14 protein-coding genes are annotated in these 17,770 nt (G+C 65.5%); 8 read left to right on the forward strand and 6 right to left on the reverse strand.

The window, feature by feature from the left end:
- Positions 1 to 15 precede the first annotated feature (15 nt).
- Positions 16 to 2,097 carry a cation:proton antiporter gene (locus HWX69_RS11320; RefSeq protein ID WP_178917208.1) on the forward strand — a complete coding sequence of 694 codons (2,082 nt, stop codon included), beginning with the start codon at positions 16 to 18 and terminating at the stop codon, positions 2,095 to 2,097.
- Positions 2,098 to 2,142: 45 nt separating this feature from the next.
- Here HWX69_RS11320 and HWX69_RS11325 read toward each other — a convergent pair whose 3' ends face one another.
- On the reverse strand, positions 2,143 to 2,427 hold the full coding sequence (locus HWX69_RS11325) for a DUF7545 family protein (protein WP_156708551.1): 285 nt from the start codon (positions 2,425 to 2,427) through the stop codon (positions 2,143 to 2,145).
- Positions 2,428 to 2,496: 69 nt separating this feature from the next.
- Positions 2,497 to 3,534, reverse strand: a complete 1,038-nt coding sequence (locus HWX69_RS11330) for an NAD(P)/FAD-dependent oxidoreductase (protein WP_178917209.1) — start codon at positions 3,532 to 3,534, stop codon at positions 2,497 to 2,499.
- Positions 3,535 to 3,671: 137 nt separating this feature from the next.
- Between HWX69_RS11330 and HWX69_RS11335 the strand changes: the two genes are divergently transcribed.
- The 3 genes from HWX69_RS11335 to HWX69_RS11345 all read left to right on the forward strand — a co-directional run bounded on the left by HWX69_RS11335 (position 3,672) and on the right by HWX69_RS11345 (position 7,384).
- A complete protein-coding gene (locus HWX69_RS11335) occupies positions 3,672 to 4,634 on the forward strand; it encodes a ferritin family protein (protein WP_178917210.1) in 963 nt (320 codons plus the stop codon).
- A gap of 66 nt (positions 4,635 to 4,700) precedes the next feature.
- Complete coding sequence (locus HWX69_RS11340) at positions 4,701 to 6,158, forward strand: RtcB family protein (RefSeq protein WP_178917211.1); 1,458 nt, start codon at positions 4,701 to 4,703, stop codon at positions 6,156 to 6,158.
- Positions 6,158 to 7,384 carry a lactate racemase domain-containing protein gene (locus HWX69_RS11345; protein ID WP_178917212.1) on the forward strand — a complete coding sequence of 409 codons (1,227 nt, stop codon included), beginning with the start codon at positions 6,158 to 6,160 and terminating at the stop codon, positions 7,382 to 7,384. Before HWX69_RS11340 ends, HWX69_RS11345 begins: the two co-directional genes overlap by 1 nt.
- A gap of 3 nt (positions 7,385 to 7,387) precedes the next feature.
- Here HWX69_RS11345 and HWX69_RS11350 read toward each other — a convergent pair whose 3' ends face one another.
- Positions 7,388 to 10,174, reverse strand: a complete 2,787-nt coding sequence (locus HWX69_RS11350; protein ID WP_178917213.1) for an ATP-dependent helicase — start codon at positions 10,172 to 10,174, stop codon at positions 7,388 to 7,390.
- Between the two features lie 98 nt (positions 10,175 to 10,272).
- Here HWX69_RS11350 and HWX69_RS11355 point away from each other — a divergent pair, with 98 nt between their 5' ends.
- The gene (locus HWX69_RS11355; protein WP_178917214.1) at positions 10,273 to 11,031 is read left to right on the forward strand and encodes an MBL fold metallo-hydrolase; all 759 of its coding nucleotides are present in this window, start codon (positions 10,273 to 10,275) and stop codon (positions 11,029 to 11,031) included.
- Here HWX69_RS11355 and HWX69_RS11360 read toward each other — a convergent pair whose 3' ends face one another.
- The 3 genes from HWX69_RS11360 to rqcH all read right to left on the reverse strand — a co-directional run bounded on the left by HWX69_RS11360 (position 11,032) and on the right by rqcH (position 15,161).
- The gene (locus HWX69_RS11360; RefSeq protein ID WP_178917215.1) at positions 11,032 to 12,099 is read right to left on the reverse strand and encodes an mRNA surveillance protein pelota; all 1,068 of its coding nucleotides are present in this window, start codon (positions 12,097 to 12,099) and stop codon (positions 11,032 to 11,034) included.
- 55 nt (positions 12,100 to 12,154) lie between these two features.
- A complete protein-coding gene (locus HWX69_RS11365; RefSeq protein ID WP_178917216.1) occupies positions 12,155 to 12,988 on the reverse strand; it encodes a DUF4013 domain-containing protein in 834 nt (277 codons plus the stop codon).
- 61 nt (positions 12,989 to 13,049) lie between these two features.
- Positions 13,050 to 15,161 (reverse strand): ribosome rescue protein RqcH, encoded by a 2,112-nt coding sequence (rqcH, locus tag HWX69_RS11370; RefSeq protein ID WP_178917217.1) that lies wholly within the window; start codon positions 15,159 to 15,161, stop codon positions 13,050 to 13,052.
- A 95-nt stretch (positions 15,162 to 15,256) separates the two neighbouring features.
- Between rqcH and HWX69_RS11375 the strand changes: the two genes are divergently transcribed.
- From HWX69_RS11375 to HWX69_RS11385, 3 genes are all read left to right on the forward strand, one after another.
- A complete protein-coding gene (locus HWX69_RS11375) occupies positions 15,257 to 15,613 on the forward strand; it encodes a hypothetical protein (protein ID WP_178917218.1) in 357 nt (118 codons plus the stop codon).
- 46 nt (positions 15,614 to 15,659) lie between these two features.
- Positions 15,660 to 16,268, forward strand: coding sequence for an MBL fold metallo-hydrolase (locus HWX69_RS11380; protein WP_178917219.1), 609 nt, complete (start codon positions 15,660 to 15,662; stop codon positions 16,266 to 16,268).
- 162 nt (positions 16,269 to 16,430) lie between these two features.
- Positions 16,431 to 17,717: a glycosyltransferase family 2 protein gene (locus tag HWX69_RS11385; protein WP_178917220.1), complete on the forward strand. Its 1,287-nt coding sequence runs from the start codon at positions 16,431 to 16,433 to the stop codon at positions 17,715 to 17,717.
- Positions 17,718 to 17,770 lie beyond the last annotated feature (53 nt).

Consider the following 17,770-nt stretch of genomic DNA (forward strand, 5'->3'; position numbering starts at 1 on the left):
ACCGACCCTCCACCCATGTACGTGGCTCTTTCCCAAGCCGTCTCCGCTTTCCAGGCCGTCTCCGGGCTCTCGTGGCTCCCGTTCGAACAGCCGGTAGCGGTGCTGGCACTCTCACTTGCGTCGTTTCTCATCGCGCCGCTGCTCGTCGAACGTGTCGGCCTTCCCGGCATCGTCGGCGTCGTCCTCGCGGGGACGGCACTCGGCCCGAACGGCCTCGGCGTTCTCGCCCACAGTGACGCTATCGTCCTCCTCGGAAACGCGGGGCTAGTCTATCTACTGTTTACCGTCGGCCTCGAACTCGACCTGCGGCGATTCTTCAACGCACCCGAGGACGCTGCATTCTTCGGCGTGACGAGCTTCTTTCTGCCGTTCGCCGTCGGGACTGCCGTCTGTATCGTCGCTCTCGGATTCGACGTCTGGGCGGCGATGTTGCTGTCGGCCGTCTTCGCCTCCCACACCCTGCTGGCCTATCCTATCGTCAACCGGCTCGACGTGACGAAGAACCCGGCGGTTACCGCCGTTTTCGGGGGTATCCTGTTCACCGACACCTCCGCACTCGTGATTCTGGCGCTCGTGTTGGGCGCCATCGACGGCGGCCTCACGCCGATACTGCTTGGGGAGGTCGCCGTCGGCCTGTTCGTCCTCTTCGGCGGCCTCTGGGTCGTCATCCCGCCGTTGACGCGGTGGTTCTTCCGGAACACGAGTCAGGAGAGCTACTTCGAGTTCCTCTTCGTCGCGGCGCTCATCTTCGGCGCGGCGAGTCTGGCCGAAGCCCTCGGACTGGCCGCGATTCTCGGCGCCTTCGTCGCCGGCCTCGCCATCAACCGGCAGATAACCCGCGGTGGAACGCTCATGAACCGCATCGAGTTCGTCGGCAACGCCTTCTTCATCCCGTTTTTCCTCCTCCACGTCGGTATGCTCGTGAACCCGGGCGTCGTCCTCGAGGGCACGCGGACGCTCGGAATCGCGGGTGTCATCCTCGGAACCATGTTCGTGACGAAGGTCGCGGCGGCGGGCGGTGTTGCTGCTGTCAAGGGGTACGACGCCAACGAACTGGGGGTTCTCGTCGGGCTGTCGGTCGGGCAGGCCGCGGCCGCCCTCGCTATCACTCTCCTCGGTTTCGAGGCCGGCATCTTCTCGACGGCAGTGCTGAACGCCGTCGTTCTCATGATACTCGTCTCGGCCATCGTCAGCCCGTGGCTGACCGAGCGATACGGGCGTCGCCTCGCGACGGAAGGGACGACGAAGTCCGACCTCGAGGAGCCCTACGACCCCCGAGTGCTCCTTCCGCTCTCCAGGACGGCCGAACTCCAGCGGCGGCTGCTGGAACTCGCCTTCGCGCTGAAGGACGACCCCGCGGCGACGCCGGTCCACCTGCTGACAGTGCTCCCGCCGGGAGCCTCCGACGCGGACCTCGAAGCAGCCGAGGCCGACCTCGAAGTCGCCGCCGAACACGGCGGGGCCGCCGAGGTGCCCGTCGAGACCGAAACGCGGATCAATCACAACGTCGCTTCGGGCATCGCCCGCGCGAGCGTCGAAACACGAGCCGACATCATCCTGATGGGCTGGGACGCGACGCGAACCCTCGGCGGGCGGTTGTTCGGGACCGTCATCGACCGGGTCCGTCGACGCACGACCGACCCGGTGTTGGTCTCGCGACTCGGAATTCCCGTCAACACGACACGGCGAATCCTGCTTGTGTTGCCCCCGGGGATCGGCCACCACGAGGGGTTCGCCGAGAGCATCCATCTCGTCAAACGCCTCGCGGAGAACCTCGGCGTCGGCGTCGAGGCGATAGCGGTCGGCGACCGCCCACCGGCCCGGAAACACGAGCGCCTCCTCGAACTGATTCCCCCGGAGATGGAGGTCCCGGTGACGGTCGTCGACGACTGGGATGGGCTCTGGGAGCGACTGAGCGAAGCCGAATCGGACGACCTCGTCGTACCGCTCAAGCCCCGGGAAGGCGGCGTCGGCTGGTCGTCGCGGTTGCGGCGGCTCCCGGTGGAGTTGAGCGACGTACCTCCGGAGGCGTTCGTCGTCGTGACGCCCCGACAGGGTGACCCCGCCTACACGTCCCGGTTCTTCCGCATCGACTGACGGCCGCGACGCTGTCGGCGGTGGCGTAGCGAAGAAACCCGGCCGTTAGTGCTGGTGGCCGGTCAACTCGGCGTAGGAGGCGCCGAAGCGGTCTTCGAACAGGTCCATCGTCTGTTCCTCGATGGCCTCGTACTCCTCGGTGTCGCCGCCCTCGGCGTGGTGGACCGTCGCGTGGATGCGCTGGGCACAGGAGAACAGCGCGAGGTCGCCGACGATTTCGGCGTTGGACTCGTCGTTTTCGCGCATCAAATCCAGCATCTCGGTGGGAAGCGTCACTTCGTCGTCGCCGTCGGGGCCGTCGATGTGTAGCGTAACGGTTTCGTCTGCCATAGGGGTCGTACCGCGCGCCCACAAAAGGGACTTCCGGTCGGATGCGTCGCTGCTGCCAGCGCGGCGGCGTCAGTCGTCGGCCGCCGCGGCGTCGGCCCTCTTCTCGGCGCGCTCTAACTCTTCGAGATACTCGTCGGCGTCGATAGCGGCCTTACAGCCCATCCCTCCGGCGGTGATGGCCTGCTGGTAGTGGTAGTCGACCACGTCACCGGCGCCGAAGATGCCGGAGACGTCCGTCTTCGTCTGTCCGCCGCCGGTGCCACCGACGGTCTGGATGTAACCGGTGTCGTCCATCTCGACGCCCGTGTCTTCGAGGTAGTCAGTGTTCGGTGTGTGGCCGATGGCCATGAACACGGCGCCGACGGGGAGGTCGAACTGCTCGGTCTCGGGGTCGTCGAGTTTCTCCTTCGGGTACCCCTCGGGGTTGCGTGCGAGGCGCACGCTCTCGATGCCTTCCTCGGCGGTGCCCTCGATTTCGAGGAGTTCGGTGTTGGTCATCACCTCGACGGCGCCCTCGTCTTCGAGTTCGCGGATGCGGTCGGTCCAGTAATCCTCCGCGCGGAACTCCTCGCGGCGGTGGGCGATGTAGACGGTGTCGGCGAACTTCGTGAGGAAGGCGGCCTCCTCGCAGGCGGCGTCACCGCCCCCGACGACGAGCATGTCTTCGTCGCGGAAGAACGCGCCGTCGCAGGTGGCACAGGTGGAGACGCCGTAACCCATCAACTCGTCTTCGCCGGGGACGCCGAGGGTGCGAGCGGAGGCGCCGGAGGCGGCGATGAAGGCGTCGGCGGTGTAGACGGTGCCGTCGCGCAACTCGATTCGGTGGGGTTTGCCCGGCTCTACGTCGACGATGACGCCGTGGTCGATTTCGGCGCCGAACTGCTCGGCCTGCTCTTTCATGTTGTTGACGAGGTCCGGGCCGCCGATGCCGTCGGGGAAGCCGGGGTAGTTCGCCACGTCGGTCGTCAGCGTCAGTTGACCGCCGGGTTCTGGTCCCTCCAACACGAGCGGGTCGTTGTTCGAGCGGGCGGCGTAAATGGCCGCTGTGAGTCCTGCGATACCGGAACCAGCGATGACGAGTCGACGGTGTTCGGCGTCCTCGGTCATGACAGAACGTAGCCTTCCGTGGGGTATGTAAGTTGTGCTGTGGGGTGTCGACCGCACACGTTCTGCCGGCGCCCACTTGTTAAACGGGCGTCGTATGCAGGGGGAATCGGTTTGTATGTGTGCATCTATCATGGTGTATGACCCAGATACGGGACACCAGCCGTGAGATGCGCATCGACCCCGACTCCTTCGCCGGCGGTTACTTCCGGAACGCGGTGTATCGACACTGGGACCCCTACGAGGACATCTCCGAAGAGCTGCTCCAGCAGGACCGACAGCGACTCGTCGACTCCGATATGGACTTCGAGCAGTTCGAGGCGTTCCGGGCCTCCGTCGCGAAGTTCGGCGCCGGGGAGGAGGCGGTCACGGAGGACCTCGCGCCGCTGATGCTCACGCTTTCGGACATCAACGACCAGATGTTCGTCTCCAGCCAGATTTACGAGGAGGCCAAACACACCCAGTTCTTCGACCGCTACTGGCGGACCGTCATCAACCCGGTCGCCGAGGCGAAGGGGTGGGAAGTCACCCCACCGACCGACCAGCGGTACTTCCCCGAGGAATACATCGAACTGTTCGACCGCACCGAGGAAGCGATGCACCGACTGCTCGAGGAGGACACCCCCGAAAACCGAGCGAAGGCGTTCTGTCACTACCACCTCGTCGTCGAGTCGGTGCTGGCCCAGACCGGCTACTACGGCTTCCAGGCGACGTTCAGCGACGCCGGCCCCGACGACTGGGGCGAGGAGGCCGACACCGAGGACATCTACCTCGACGGCCTCATCGAGGGCATCACGCGCATCCGTTCTGATGAGGGCCGCCACGTCGGCTTCGGGATGCACAAGGTCCAGCACCTCATCGCCGAGGAGGGCGTCGACCCCGATATCGTCCAGGGGATTCTCACGGACCTCCTGCCGCTCGTCGCCGGCACCGTCCAGACGGAGTTCGACACCGGCGCCGACCCCGCGCCGCTCATCGAGTACGCCCAGGGAAAACTCTCGAAGCGCATCGAAATCATCACCGACGCCGACGCGGAGTTGCCGCCCGTCGAGGAACTCGTGAAAATCGAAGGCGCCGACGACCCCGCGCCTGCCGACGACTGACCGCGTCCCGTTCCCGCGCGGCGAGTGGGTCGTAACTTATTGGACCGCTCGCGTCGAACGCCGGGTATGACCACGTTCGACGCGGGCGACGTGACGCTGCACAAGGTCCGCGACTACGTCTGGGAGATTCCACCCGAGGGCGGCATGCGCGTTCCGGCGCGGGTGTTGGCCAGCGAGGAACTCCTCGAAGAGATCTCGGAGGACAAGACGCTCGAACAGCTGAAGAACACGACGCATCTCCCCGGCGTCACGAAGTACGCCCTCTGTATGCCCGACGGCCATCAGGGGTACGGCTTCCCGGTCGGCGGGGTCGCGGCCATCGACGCCGAGGACGGCTGTATCTCGCCCGGAGCGGTGGGGTACGACATCAACTGCGGCGTCCGGATGGTGAAAACGAATCTCACCTACGACGACGTTCAGGGTCACGAAGAGGAACTCGTCGACGCGCTGTTCGAGGCGGTTCCCTCCGGCCTCGGCGGCGGCGGCGTCGTCGAGGGCGATTCCGGTACCGTCGAAGCCGTCCTCGAACGCGGAATGGACTGGGCCCACGAACAGGGCTACGCCACGGCCGACGACCTCGCCCACTGCGAAGACGAGGGCGTCCGGCACGACGCCGACGCTGCGGCGGTCTCGAAGAAGGCCAAAGACCGCGGGCGCAACCAACTCGGCTCGCTGGGGTCGGGGAACCACTTCCTCGAAGTCCAGCGCGTCACCGACATCTTCGACGAGGAGATAGCCGACGCCTACGGACTCGAGGAGGACCAAATCGTTGTCCTCATCCACTGTGGCTCTCGGGGACTTGGCCACCAGGTCTGCAACGACTACCTCCGTGACATCGAACAGGCCCACAGCGGCCTGCTGTCGCAGTTGCCCGACAAGGAACTCGCGGCGGCGCCCGCTGGGTCCCAGCTCGCCGAGGACTACTACGACGCGATGTGTGCGGCCATCAACTTCGCGTGGGTGAACCGACAGCTCATTACCCACCAGACTCGGCAGGTGTTCGAGGAGGTCTTCGGTGAGGACTGGCAGTCCCTCGGCATGGACCTGCTGTACGACGTTTCGCACAACATCGCCAAGAAGGAAGTTCACGAAATCGAGGGGGAAGACAGGGAGCTGTTCGTCCACCGGAAGGGCGCCACGCGGGCGTTCCCGGCAGGTCGAAGCGAGGTGCCGAAGGCCTACCGCGACGTCGGGCAGCCGGTCATCATCCCCGGCAGCATGGGTGCTGGGTCGTACGTCCTCTGTGGTGGCGCCGAGTCGATGGACCTCTCCTTCGGTTCGACGGCCCACGGCGCCGGTCGTCTGATGAGCCGGACCCAAGCGAAAAGCGAGTTCTGGGGCGGCGACGTACAGGACGACCTCCGCGACCAGCAGGTGTACGTGAAGGCCCAGAGTGGTGCGACAATCGCCGAGGAGGCACCGGGCGTGTACAAGGACGTAGACGAGGTAGTTCGCGTCAGCGACGAACTCGGCATCGGTGACAAGGTCGCCCGCGTCTACCCGGTCTGCAACATCAAGGGCTGATGTCGGCTTTCGAACTCCCGTTCGGCGACGGAATCGTGTCGGTCGACCTTCCGGACTGTTCGGTGACCGTCGCCGAACCGGCCGGTGGGGAGGCGGTCGAGGTCCGACCCGCCGCGGAGGCGGCTCTCGCCGACCCGCTCGGCCCCGATCTCAAGACGCTCGTCGACCCCGACGACACCGTCGCCATCGTGGTCACCGACATCACCCGTGCGACGCCGGACGGCGTCCTCGTCGACGCCATGCTGTCGGAACTCGAACGCACCGGCGTCTACCGCGAGCAGGTGACCGTCGTCGTCGGATTGGGCCTCCACCGGCCGATGACCGACGACGAACTCGAAGCGATGCTCGGCGAGCACGCCGACCTCGCGGTCAACCACGACCCCGACGACACCGTCGAGGTGGGGTCGGTCGCCGGAACGCCCGTCGAACTCAACCGCACCGTCGCCCGCGCCGACCGCGTGCTCGCGACAGGGATGGTCGAACCCCACCAGTACGCCGGCTTCTCCGGCGGTGGGAAGACGGTCGCCATCGGTGCCGGCGGCGAATCGCTCATCCGCTACACGCACGGCCCCGACATGCTCTCCGACGACGGCGTCCGCCTCGGGAGCATCGACGGCAACCCCTTCCGGGACGCCATCGACGCCGCTGGTGAGGCCTGCGGCGTCGAGTTCTGTCTCAACGTCACCCACGGCCCACCGGGAATTCTCGACGTGGCCGCAGGAGCGCCGAAACGCGTCGTTCGGTCGCTGGCCGACAGCGCAAAGGCGGCGCTGTCGGTGAGCGTCGACGGCGAGTACGACGCCGTCGTCGGCGGCGTCGGCGCGCCGAAGGACGCAAATCTGTATCAGACGACACGGGCGGCGACGTACATCCTCTTGGGTGCGAACAATCCACTTCGTGACGACGGGAGAGTCGTCCTCCCCGCCCGCCTTCAGGAGGGCGCCGGCGAAGGTCGCGGCGAACAACGCTTCTACGAGTGGCTCTCGGGAGCCGAAAGCGCCGAACAACTGTACGAGACGATGCGGAGCGGCTACGAGGCTGGCGCCCAGCGTGCCTTCGTCGTCGCTCGCGCGCTTCGTGACCACGACGTGTACATCACGAACAGCGAGTCGCCGGACATCGTCGAGGAGTGTCTGATGTCCGCCAGCGACTCCGTCGACGACGCAATCGAACCGGGAAGCGACGTGCTGGTGGTTCCGGACGCGCTGAACACGCTTCTCGTGTAACCCTCAGTCGTCGGTTCGGACGGTGACCCCGTCGCCGTCGTCGCCGATTTCGGCCATCACGCGGTCGTGAAACTCCTGGAGGACGGCTGATTCGTCCTCGGCGAGCACCACGTCGCTGGCCATCAGCGTCGCCAGTCCGAACGCCCGTGGCGTCGGTGAGTCGACCGTCTGGACACACACGTCGATGTCGCCGGAGGCCACCCCGGCGACGAACGTCTCGACGGCGTCCACGTCGAGTTTGTCCGCCAGTATCTCGCGGTAGGTCTCCTCCATCACGGCGAAGTCCTCCTTCTCGCGGGCGAAGCCGATGAGCATCTCGCTGGAGACCTGCTGTTGGCTCGCCGACTTCTCGTAGCCCTTGTAGCGCTTCAGAATCATCAGCGCGCGGGTGGCGTTGATGCGGAAGTACCGTTTCAGGAGGTCGGTTCCGTCCAGTGCGGCCCGCAAATCGCCGCGCACCGCCCACGGTTCGATGTCGGCGACGATACCGTCGATGTCGACCTTGCGATTGAGCGGCATCGACAGCGTGAACCCGTGGTCGGCGACGGCGACTTTCACGTTGGCGTTGGCCTGCTGGGCACACCGGTATGCCAGCAGTCGCGACAACCCGTCGTTGAACCGTCGGCCGTAGTTGGCGTGGACGTGGTAGTTCCGGCGGTAGGCCTCGCGGTCGAGTTCGACTTCGACGGCGAGTCGCCGGTCCGTCGAGACGCTCTCGACGCCAGCGTAGCGAACCTGTGCGTCGAACATCCGCGTTATCGCCCGGACCGTGTTCTCGTCGAGCGGGAACTTCCGGAGCCACCGACGAACCTCGGGCGGTCCGCCGGATTCGAGGCGGTCACACAGTTCACGCTGGAAGGTCAACACCTCTCGTCCGAGGTCGTAGGACAGCGGCAGGCGTTCGGAGTACCACGACGGAACCGTCGCCCGCGCGCTCGTCGGGTCGACGTACACCTTCGAGCCCCGCCGGTAACTGTACTCGTAGTTCTGTCCGCCCAACACGAACACGTCGCCCGATTCGAGCGTGTCCAGATACGACTCGTCCAACTGCCCGACCCACTCCTCGCCTGACCGGGTGAACACGTCACAATCGAAGGAGTCCGGAATGGTGCCGATGTTCGTCATGTAGATGACGCGGGCGAGACGGCCGCGCTTGCCGACGAGCGGCGTCCCCGGCTCGAACTCCTCGTAGTGGTGTTCGCCGCCGGGTGGGTCGTTCTCGTCGCGCCAGACCTTCGCGTAGACGTTCTTGTCTTCCATTCCCCCGTAGTCGGCCGTGAGATACCGGAACAGCGACTCGACGTGGTCCTCGTCGTAGTTCCGAAACGGGTAGGCAGACCGGAGCGTCGACAACAGTTCGGCTTCCGGAAGCGGCCCGTTGATGGCCATCCCGTAGACCTGTTGGACGGCCACGTCGTGGGCGTTCTCGGGGACGAACACGCGGTCGACGAACCCCTCTTCGGCCTTCTTCAACATCACGGCACACTCGATGAGTTCGTCGCGGTCCAAGGCGAACACTCGACCCTTGACCGTCTCGCCCAACTGGTGGCCGGCCCGGCCGACCCGCTGGAGCAGCGAGGCGACGGATTTCGGCGACCCCACCTGTACCACGAGGTCGATGTGTGGCATGTCGATGCCCAACTCCAGTGAGGTCGAGGTCGTCACTACGTCGAGCGTTCCCTCCTTTAGCCCCGCCTCTATCTCTTGGCGTCGGTCCTTCGACAGCGAGCCGTGGTGACAGCCGGAGTTCGACTCGTCGTAGTCACCGCGCTCTCGGAGGTTGTTGAGAACGCGTTCGGCGCCCGACCGCGTGTTCGTGAACACCAATGTGTTGGTGTGGTCGGCGACGAGTTCGTCCAGTTCGCCGTAGAACCGCTCCGTCACCACGCCGTGTGGCGTGTTGATGAGGTCCTCGGTCGGACAGCGAAGCTCCATGTCGAACTCGCGAACGAACCGCGCGTCGACGATTTCGCAGTCGCGAGGTTGCCACTCGTCGTCCTCACCTCCGGGATCGCCACCGACCAGAAAATCGGCCATCGCATCGAGCGGTTCGACCGTCGCCGAACAGCCGATGCGTGTCGGCGAGGTCTCACACAGGCGTTCGAGCCGTTCCAATGACACCGAGAGGTGTGTCCCGCGTTTGTTGTCCGCGAGGGAATGAATTTCGTCGACGACGACGTACTCGACGGTTTCGAGTTTCTGCTTGAACTTCGGGCTGTTGAGGAGGATTGCGAGCGTCTCCGGCGTCGTGTTGAGGATGTGTGGCGTCTCCTCGAGCATCGCCTGTCGGTCGCTGTCGGAGGTGTCGCCGTGCCGAATCGCGTGCCGCAACTCGACGGACTCGCCACGTGCGTCGAGTTTCTCGGTGATACCGTCCAGCGGCTCGGCGAGGTTTCGGTGGATGTCGTTGGCCAGCGACTTCAGCGGCGAGACGTACAGACAGTAGACGCTGTTGTCGAGGCCGTCGTCGGTCCGCGAACGCTCGAAGAGGTCGTCGAGGATAGCGGTGAAGGAGGCGAGAGTCTTGCCCGACCCGGTCGGCGCCGCGACCAGACAGTTTTGACTCTCGTCGATGAGCGGGACGGCCTTCTTCTGCGGTGGGGTAAAGAACCCGCCGTTGTCGGGGACGAACGCGCCGAACTGCTCGACCCACCACTCCCGAACGGCGGTGTCGAGGCGGGCGAACGCGTCGGCGTCGTCTATCTCGACGGACGTGCCGTCGAAGTCGACGCGGGAGTCCAGCGTCTCTCGGGCGACGCTCTCGGCTTCCTCCGACGGGCCACCCTCCATCGTTGCCGGGTACGTCTCCGAGCGGCAAGTGGGTTCCGACACCGGAGTGAAAGTGAACCGACCGCAGGGCACTTGCCCCTCGCCGCCGAGGCGTCGGTATGCGCGTGACCTTCCTCGGAACCGGCGCCGCGATGCCGACCGGCGAGCGGTTCCAGACCGGCCTGTTGCTGGAAGACCCGGACGGCGAGGCCGACCCGCTCCTCGTCGACTGCGGCAGCGGCGCCCTTCACGGCCTCGCCCGCACGGACGTAGGGTACGCCAACATCGGAACTGTCCTGCTGACTCACCACCACCTCGACCACGTTTCCGACCTTATGCCGCTGTTGAAGGCCCGCTGGCTGGCCGGCGAAATCGACCTCGAAATCGTCGGGCCCGAGGGGACCCAAGACCTCCTCGAGGACCTGCTGGCGGCCCACGACTACATGGAGGGCCGCTTCGAACTCACCTTCCGGGAGGTCGAACCGGGGACCTTCTCCGTGGCCGGATACGACGTCGAAGCCGTCGAGACGATTCACTCGATGTACTGTCTCGCCTACCGCTTCGAGACCGCTGGTGCGACGTTCACGTTCTCGGCGGACACCGAAGCCTGCGAGGCCGTCTCGGAGTTGGCCGAGGGGTCGGCTGTACTCGCTCACGACTGCTCGTTTCCCGACGACATCGACGTTGACAACCACCCGACGCCGGCCCAACTCGGCGAGAGCCTCGCCGGTCGTGACGTTGGACGGGTGTATCTGACGCATCTCTACCCCCACACCGACGGCCACCACGACGAGATGCTGGAGTCGGTTCGTAAGAGCTTCGACGGCGACGTGCGGATGGCACGGGACGGTCTCACCGTGTCGGTCACCCGCCAGTAGTCACTCCAGACGATACCGCAACAGCGCGGCGACGCCACCGAGGTTCGACAGTTGCTTGCCGGGGTCGAACTCGTGAGAGAAGACGGTCACGTCGCCGCCCTGTCGCTCGACGGTCTCGACGAGTTCGTTGGCGTCGACGTCCCACTCGCCCTCGCCGGCACGTTCCTCACGAAGGCGCTCGTCGAGCAACAGGAGCGTCTCGACGGCACCGTAGTCTGCGGCTTTCATCACCTCGTCGATGCCGTAGGCGGCTTTCGCACCCTCTCCGATCTGTGCCATCAACTCGTCGATGAGTTCGGCCTCCTTCGAGATACGGGTCTCCGTCTGGACGCGGTCGACAGCGCCGCGTTTCAGCACTTCGTGAACGCCGCGATCGCCGACGGAGGCGGTGTCGACGGTCTGTATCTTCTCTGTGACTTCCGGGGCTTCGTCTTCGATGTAGTCGAGGGCGTCCTGTTTCGTGAAGCCGGGACCCGCGAGGATGATGGCGGAAACGTCCATCCGTTTGAGCACCTCGGTCAACTCCGCGAACAGTTCCTCGCGGCCGCGGGCGTACTCGCCTTTTCCCGTGGTTCCCGTAATCGAGGCTCGTTCGTCGACGCCGTACTGGGCGACTGTGTGGACGTGGGCTTCGCCCTCCTCGACGGTGGCGATTGCGACTTCCGGGTTCTCGGCGGCCTCGACGGCCTCTTGGAGCCGTTCGAGTTGGTCGACCTGCCACACCTTCTCGATGGTCAACTCGTCGTGTTCCTCGACGTTGAGCGTGTGATGGAAGCCGAGTTGGTCCTCCCGGGAACACTCGATTATCTCACCGCCGACCCGAAGTCGATTGGCGAACTTGGCGAACTCCACGTCCGACACCTCGATTTTTATCCACATCGGCTCGCGTTGGCCGCCGGTGTCGCGGGTCTTGTCGTCGTCCCGCTGGATGCGACGCGTCGTGTCGCCGTCGACGTGGTCGCCCGGCTCCAAGATGTAGGTGAGATGCCAGAGGTCGTCGAGGCTCTCGGGGACCACCGAAATCCGCTCGCGGCCGCCCTCCGTCCGTGTCCGGTCGGCGATGCGCATACCGACCCCTCCGGGCGGGGTCCCTAAGTGCGTACTGTTCGACCGCGGCTTCGCCTCAGCGCCGCGTCTCCGATTCGCCCCACTCGCCGTCGATGCGCCTGACTGCGAGGGTGACCTCGTCGGCATCTTCCCTCGATTCCTCGTCGGGCGTGGTGCCGACCGGCTCCCACCCCAGGGCGGCGCCGACGCCCTGTCCGTAGCAGTAGCGGACGGCGACCGCAGCGAAGAAGTGCAGGAAGAACCCGACGAGAACTGCCCTGAGCGGGTAGGAAATCGGAATCAAGAGCGCCTGAACCAACACCGAGACGACCCACGCGACGGCGTAGTCTTCGGTGAGTGCGCCGGCGAGAACCGTCCGGAGTTCGAACGCCGCGGCGAAGCGGTCGGTGTAGGCGAAGTTGGCGACCGCCACGGGGAGGGCGTACAGCGCGCCGAGGAGGTACAGCAGTGCGAACAGCGCGAGCAGTCCCGCCACCGACAGCGCGGCGTTGGAAAGCGCCGTCGAAAGCCCGACACGGGCGAACAGCGTCGGCAACTCGACGCCCGTCGTCCGGGCGACGACGAGCGGCCCGAGGACGACCGCCCCTGGGAGGAGATAGAGAACTGCGATTGCGACCGCTCGGACGCCGTCGAGGAACAGTCGGCCGACGCCACCGAAACGCGGCGGCGTCGGATACCCACGGCCGGCGGTCGTCCGAACCACACGGACGTAGTAGCCGCGGACGAGGAGCCACGGCAGTACGGCGACGAGGCCGACCGGCGCGTATTCGACACCGATTCCCGCGATTGCGACCGGGATGCCGACGAAGAGCAACAGCGCGCCGCCGACGAGAACCGACCGACTTCCCGCCGGCGGTCTGGTCGGATAATCAAGCGCATCGCGGAACATACCCGAGAGACGACCGGACCGGCTTTATATCTCGGGAAAGCGGTGGGTTCTCAGTCGCCGGTCAGGTATCGAGCATCCGGCTGCCGCCGTTCGGACAGAACTCCTGAATCCGGTCGGCGCTAGCGATTTTGCGAACGAAACTCGTGTCCTCGAAGCGTTCCCGGAACGTCCGATAGACGCGTTTCGCGATGTCGTTCTGTGCGTACTGTCCGGGTTCGAGTCGGACCGACGTTTCGACGCGCGGTTCGATGGCCGCCGGCGGCCCGCCGACGACGCGCGTATCGGGTTCGCATTTGATACCGATGGAGACGCCGACGGGCACGTCCCGGTGGTAGGTGCGGTCGCCCCGAATCACGAAACTCCCCTTCTCGATGTACTCGCCGCTCTCGGGGGTCTTCGACACCTGGTCGGGGTCGACCTCGTAGGCGTCGCCCTCGAACTTGCCGTCCTTCCAGACAGAGGAGTACGAAACCGCGAACTGTGCGGCCTCCTCCTTGCTCGATTCGGGGATGTCGACTTCGCGGGCGGCCTCGTCGGGTTCGGTCGCCTTCAGCACCGTGACGGGCGCGCCGTGGGCCTGTGCGTGGAAGAACCGGTCGGAGGGCTCCATGTACTTCTTGACCAACTCCTCGTTTTGGTCGGCGTTGCGGCCACCCAACACGAGGAAGCCGTCGCTCGTCCGGAACCACCGGAACCGCTCGTACCACTTCTCGTCGTAGCGAACGGGCACCGACCCCATCGAGAGGTAGTCGCGTTCGAACTGCTCGCCGTCGTCGTCCTCGCTCTCGTCCTCGTCGGCTTCCTCCCACTGTTCGCGGCGCTGTTTGACCGCTTCGAGGTCTTCGCGGGTGTCCTCGATGGCCGCCTGTGCGCCCTCTTTCTTCTCGCGGATGCGCTTTGCTTCGGTGTACAGTCGGTCGGCGTTCTTCTCGACGCCCATCGAGGGGTCGACCTCGATGTCGGTGTCGTCGAGTTCGATGGTGACGGTACCCTCGGCCTCGTCGATGCCGACGACGGCCTCGGCGGCCTCGATACCCTGTTCGGCACCCATCTCGAACTTCTCCTCGATGTCGGCCCAGGGAACGCCCTGTTGGCGGGCCTCCCGTATCGTCGAACAGACCTCGTCGACGAGGTCGTAGTTGCCGTACAGGAGTTCCGCCTTCTGTTGTTCGGCCTCGGCTTGGGCCTCGAAGTCCTCGATTGCACCCTCTTGCTGTTCGATGATGCGTTCGTATTTGGCTATCTCGCCCTCGAAGTCCGGCCGGTCGCTGCCCGGTTCTTCGTGGACTTCCTCGTCTTCCAGTTCCAGCCGGTTGAAGTACTCGTCTATGGCGCCGTTGAAGCTGTCGAAGGCCGTCGCGACGTAGCCTTCGGCCTCGTGTTCTTCGAGCGGCAGCGGCGTCGCATCGACGACCTCTCCGTCGTCGTTCTCGTACAGTCGTGGGTCGGTTCGACCCTCCAGTATCGGCTCCCGGAGCCGTTCGAGCGCACCGAACAGGGCCTCGTACTGCTCCTCGCCGGATTCCTCGATAGCGAGAGTCTTCTCGACGCCGGCGCGGGTACACAGCTCTTCGGCGTACAGTCCACCGAAGTTCAACTGCGTCGCCAGTGTCCGGACGAGGTCGGTGTCCGACTGGTCCATCCGGGCGGCGAAGGTGTCGTAGTCACAGTCCAGCGGGCTGAACCGCTCGTCGGGGTAGCCGTACTGCGACCCGGGGGCGACGGTTCGAGAGCGCAGGCGGACGGTGTCGAGACAGTCGATGACCTCGTGGTCCTCGTTGAGGACAGCGACGTTGCCGTCGCCGAACAGTTCGGCCACTATCAGCGTCGTCTGGTCCTCCCGCTCGAAGCGGAAGGTGAGGATGCGGTCGAAGCCGTACTGCTCGACGCCCTCGAAGTTCGCCCCGGCGATGCGGTTGCGCATCATCATCGCGAAGTTGGGCGGCCGTCCGGGCGCGTCGGGGACGTGTTCGGGCGCGGCGACGTGAGCGCGTTTCGGGTCGCCCACCTCGACGATGAGTTCGATGCGGCCGCGGTCGTAGTCTCGCATCTTCAACCGAACGAGGTCGTCGCCGTAGAGATAGGCTTTGTCGACGACGGCGCCGGTGTAGCCGCGCAACTCGCCGACCAACGCGGCGAGGTCGACGCTCGTCATCGCCCGCTTTCTGTCCATGTCTACGTCCTAACGGGGCCCGGAGAAAGGCCTGACGGGTTGGGGCGTCCGGCGTGGTCCACAACCCATTAACCGTCTGTGGCCGGACGGCGAGTATGGACAGTCGTCTCACCGCCGCCGTCGCCGTCGTCGTCGGCGTTGCTGTCGCCGCACTCGGCGCTATCCGGTATCTCTCGGCCGGCGCACCCCCGCCGTTCGACCCCTTCGCGACGGGTATCTTCGTCGTCGGGACTGGTGTGCTGTTGGTCGTCGCGGGTGGACTCGCCTTCGCGAACGCGCTCGACCACCTCGCGTTGCGTGCGGCGACGGGCGTCGGCGCGGTGACGTTGCTGTTGGCCGCGTTCTCGCCGGGGTCGCTGCGCTTCGGCGGCGTGTTCTGGCTGGCGTTGGTCGCGTTCGCTCTCGTGGGTGCCGGTGCCTACCGAACCGTCGACGCCTCGCGGGCGGCGTGAGGTCGTCGACGCTGAGATTTAGGTTCCCCACCGACGTAGCGGGTGTATGCCCACCGAAATCCTACCCGGCGTCTACGACATAACCTGCGCTCGGACCGAATCAGGACGGATACGAGCCTTCTGCTTCGAAGACGGCACCCTCGTCGACTGCGGGCTTCCCAACACGACAGATGCGTTGCTCGGCGGTATCGCTCAGACAGGTATCGATGTCGAACGCCTCGTCATCACCCACGCCGACCGCGACCACGTCGGCGGCTTCGACGCCGTGGTCCGGGACCTGTGGGTCGAAACCTACGTTCCCGAGGGTGCGGAACTGGACACCGAGTTCGACCCCGACCACCGGTACGGCGACGGAGACGAAATCGGTCCCTTCGAGGCCGTCCACGTGCCGGGCCACCGCGACCACCAACACGCCCTCGTCGACGAGGAACGCGGGGTCGCGGTGCTGGCCGACGCCCTCTCAGGCGCCGACCAACGTGGCCTCCCGGAGGGGTACTTCCACCTGCCGCCGGAGACGTTCACCGACGACCTCGGCGAGGCCGAGCGGTCACTGGAGCGACTGCTCGACTACGAGTTCGATGCCGGCCTCGTCTTCCACGGGTCGTCGGTCCGGACGAACGCGAGCGAAAAACTGGCGGCGTACGTCTATCGGTGAGCCGTTGTGTCGCCTCGAAATGTCTGACGGTTTTTCATCGTATTTCATACTGGTTCTCCCGATACCACGCCCAAACGGCTCTTAGAGGCCTGTTTTGCGGTTGTCTTTCATAGTCAGAATAATACACAACGTTGATAATCCGATGCGTTCGTTGTAACCGACATGCTTCCGTCACCACGCCGTGTCTCCGAACTCGCGGGTACGGTCTGTGGGATCGGCGGACTGCTGGTCCTCGGAATCGTCTTCGGCGTCGAACTCGTGACTATCACCATCGAATCCCTCTCGGTCACCTTCGACTTCTTCGGTGGAGCGGTCTCGGTGTTCATCGCCACCGCAATCATGGTCGTCGGCGGCGCCTTCGTCGTCCGTGACGTGTGGCGCGACCCCGACGCCGACGAGAAAGTCCTCTCGGGGCCGGACGTGTGTGCCATCGTGCCGGCGTACAACGACGCCGAAATCGTCGGCGTCAGTGTCGAGAGCCTCCTCGACAGCGAGTACGACTCCCTGTCGGTCGCGGTCGTCACGGAACCGGACGACCCCCGGACGCGGGCGAAGGCCCGCGAACTCGCAGAGGAACACGAATCCGTCACCTGCCTCGTCAACGGCAACCCCGGGTCGAAGGCCGGCGCCATCAACTACGCCGTCGAGTGGAGCGACGCCGACTACTTCACCGTCTTCGACGCCGACGAACGCGTCTCTCCGGAGTTCGTCCCGCTGGCGATGACGGAACTCCTCGGCGACGCCGACGTGTTCCAGGGCCGACGCATTCCTCGGCCCAACGGCGTCGTCGAAACGCTGGCGTACTGTGAGCGCATCGCGGTCCAGACCGGCTACGCACTGGGCGAGTTAGGCGGCTTCACCCACTGTCAGAGTTCCTCGACTGCGTTCACCCGCGAGGCGTTCGAAACCGTCGGCGGGTACGACGACAAACTCACCGAGGACATCGACTTCTCTCATAAGGTGTACCGGGCGGATTTGACCGTCCGGCAGAACCGACGCTGTACGACGACGATGGAGGCCCCGCACACCATTCGGGACCTCTGGGGACAGCGGAAACGCTGGCGCATCGGCCACGTCGAAGTCGCCGACGCACGTGCCCGTGAAGCCCTCGACGGCGACCTCGGATTCAGCGACCTCCTCTCTATCGGCCGGGCTGCCGGCAGCATGGTCGCCGGTGCGCTGATGCTCATCGTCGTCGCACAGGTTCCCTTCCTCGTCGCTCAAGACGTCGAATCCGCCTTTCTCGTCCCGTACGCGCTCGTTTTGGCCATCGTCGGCTCCGTCTGGCTCAAGGACGTCCTCGAGGGTCGCGTCGTTCGCCCGACGTGGGCCGTCTCCCTCGTCCCGCTCGTGTACCTCGGACACGGCGTACTCACCGTCAAAGCGTTCCTCGAGTACTACCTGACGTGGGACGGGGAGTGGTATCAGGTGACGAAAACCGAGGCGTGAGGGCAGCTATGACGAACACCTCGTCCAGATGACGACACCCGTTCGGAATCGAG

The organism is Natronomonas gomsonensis (assembly GCF_013391635.1).
Taxonomy (GTDB): domain Archaea; phylum Halobacteriota; class Halobacteria; order Halobacteriales; family Haloarculaceae; genus Natronomonas; species Natronomonas gomsonensis_A.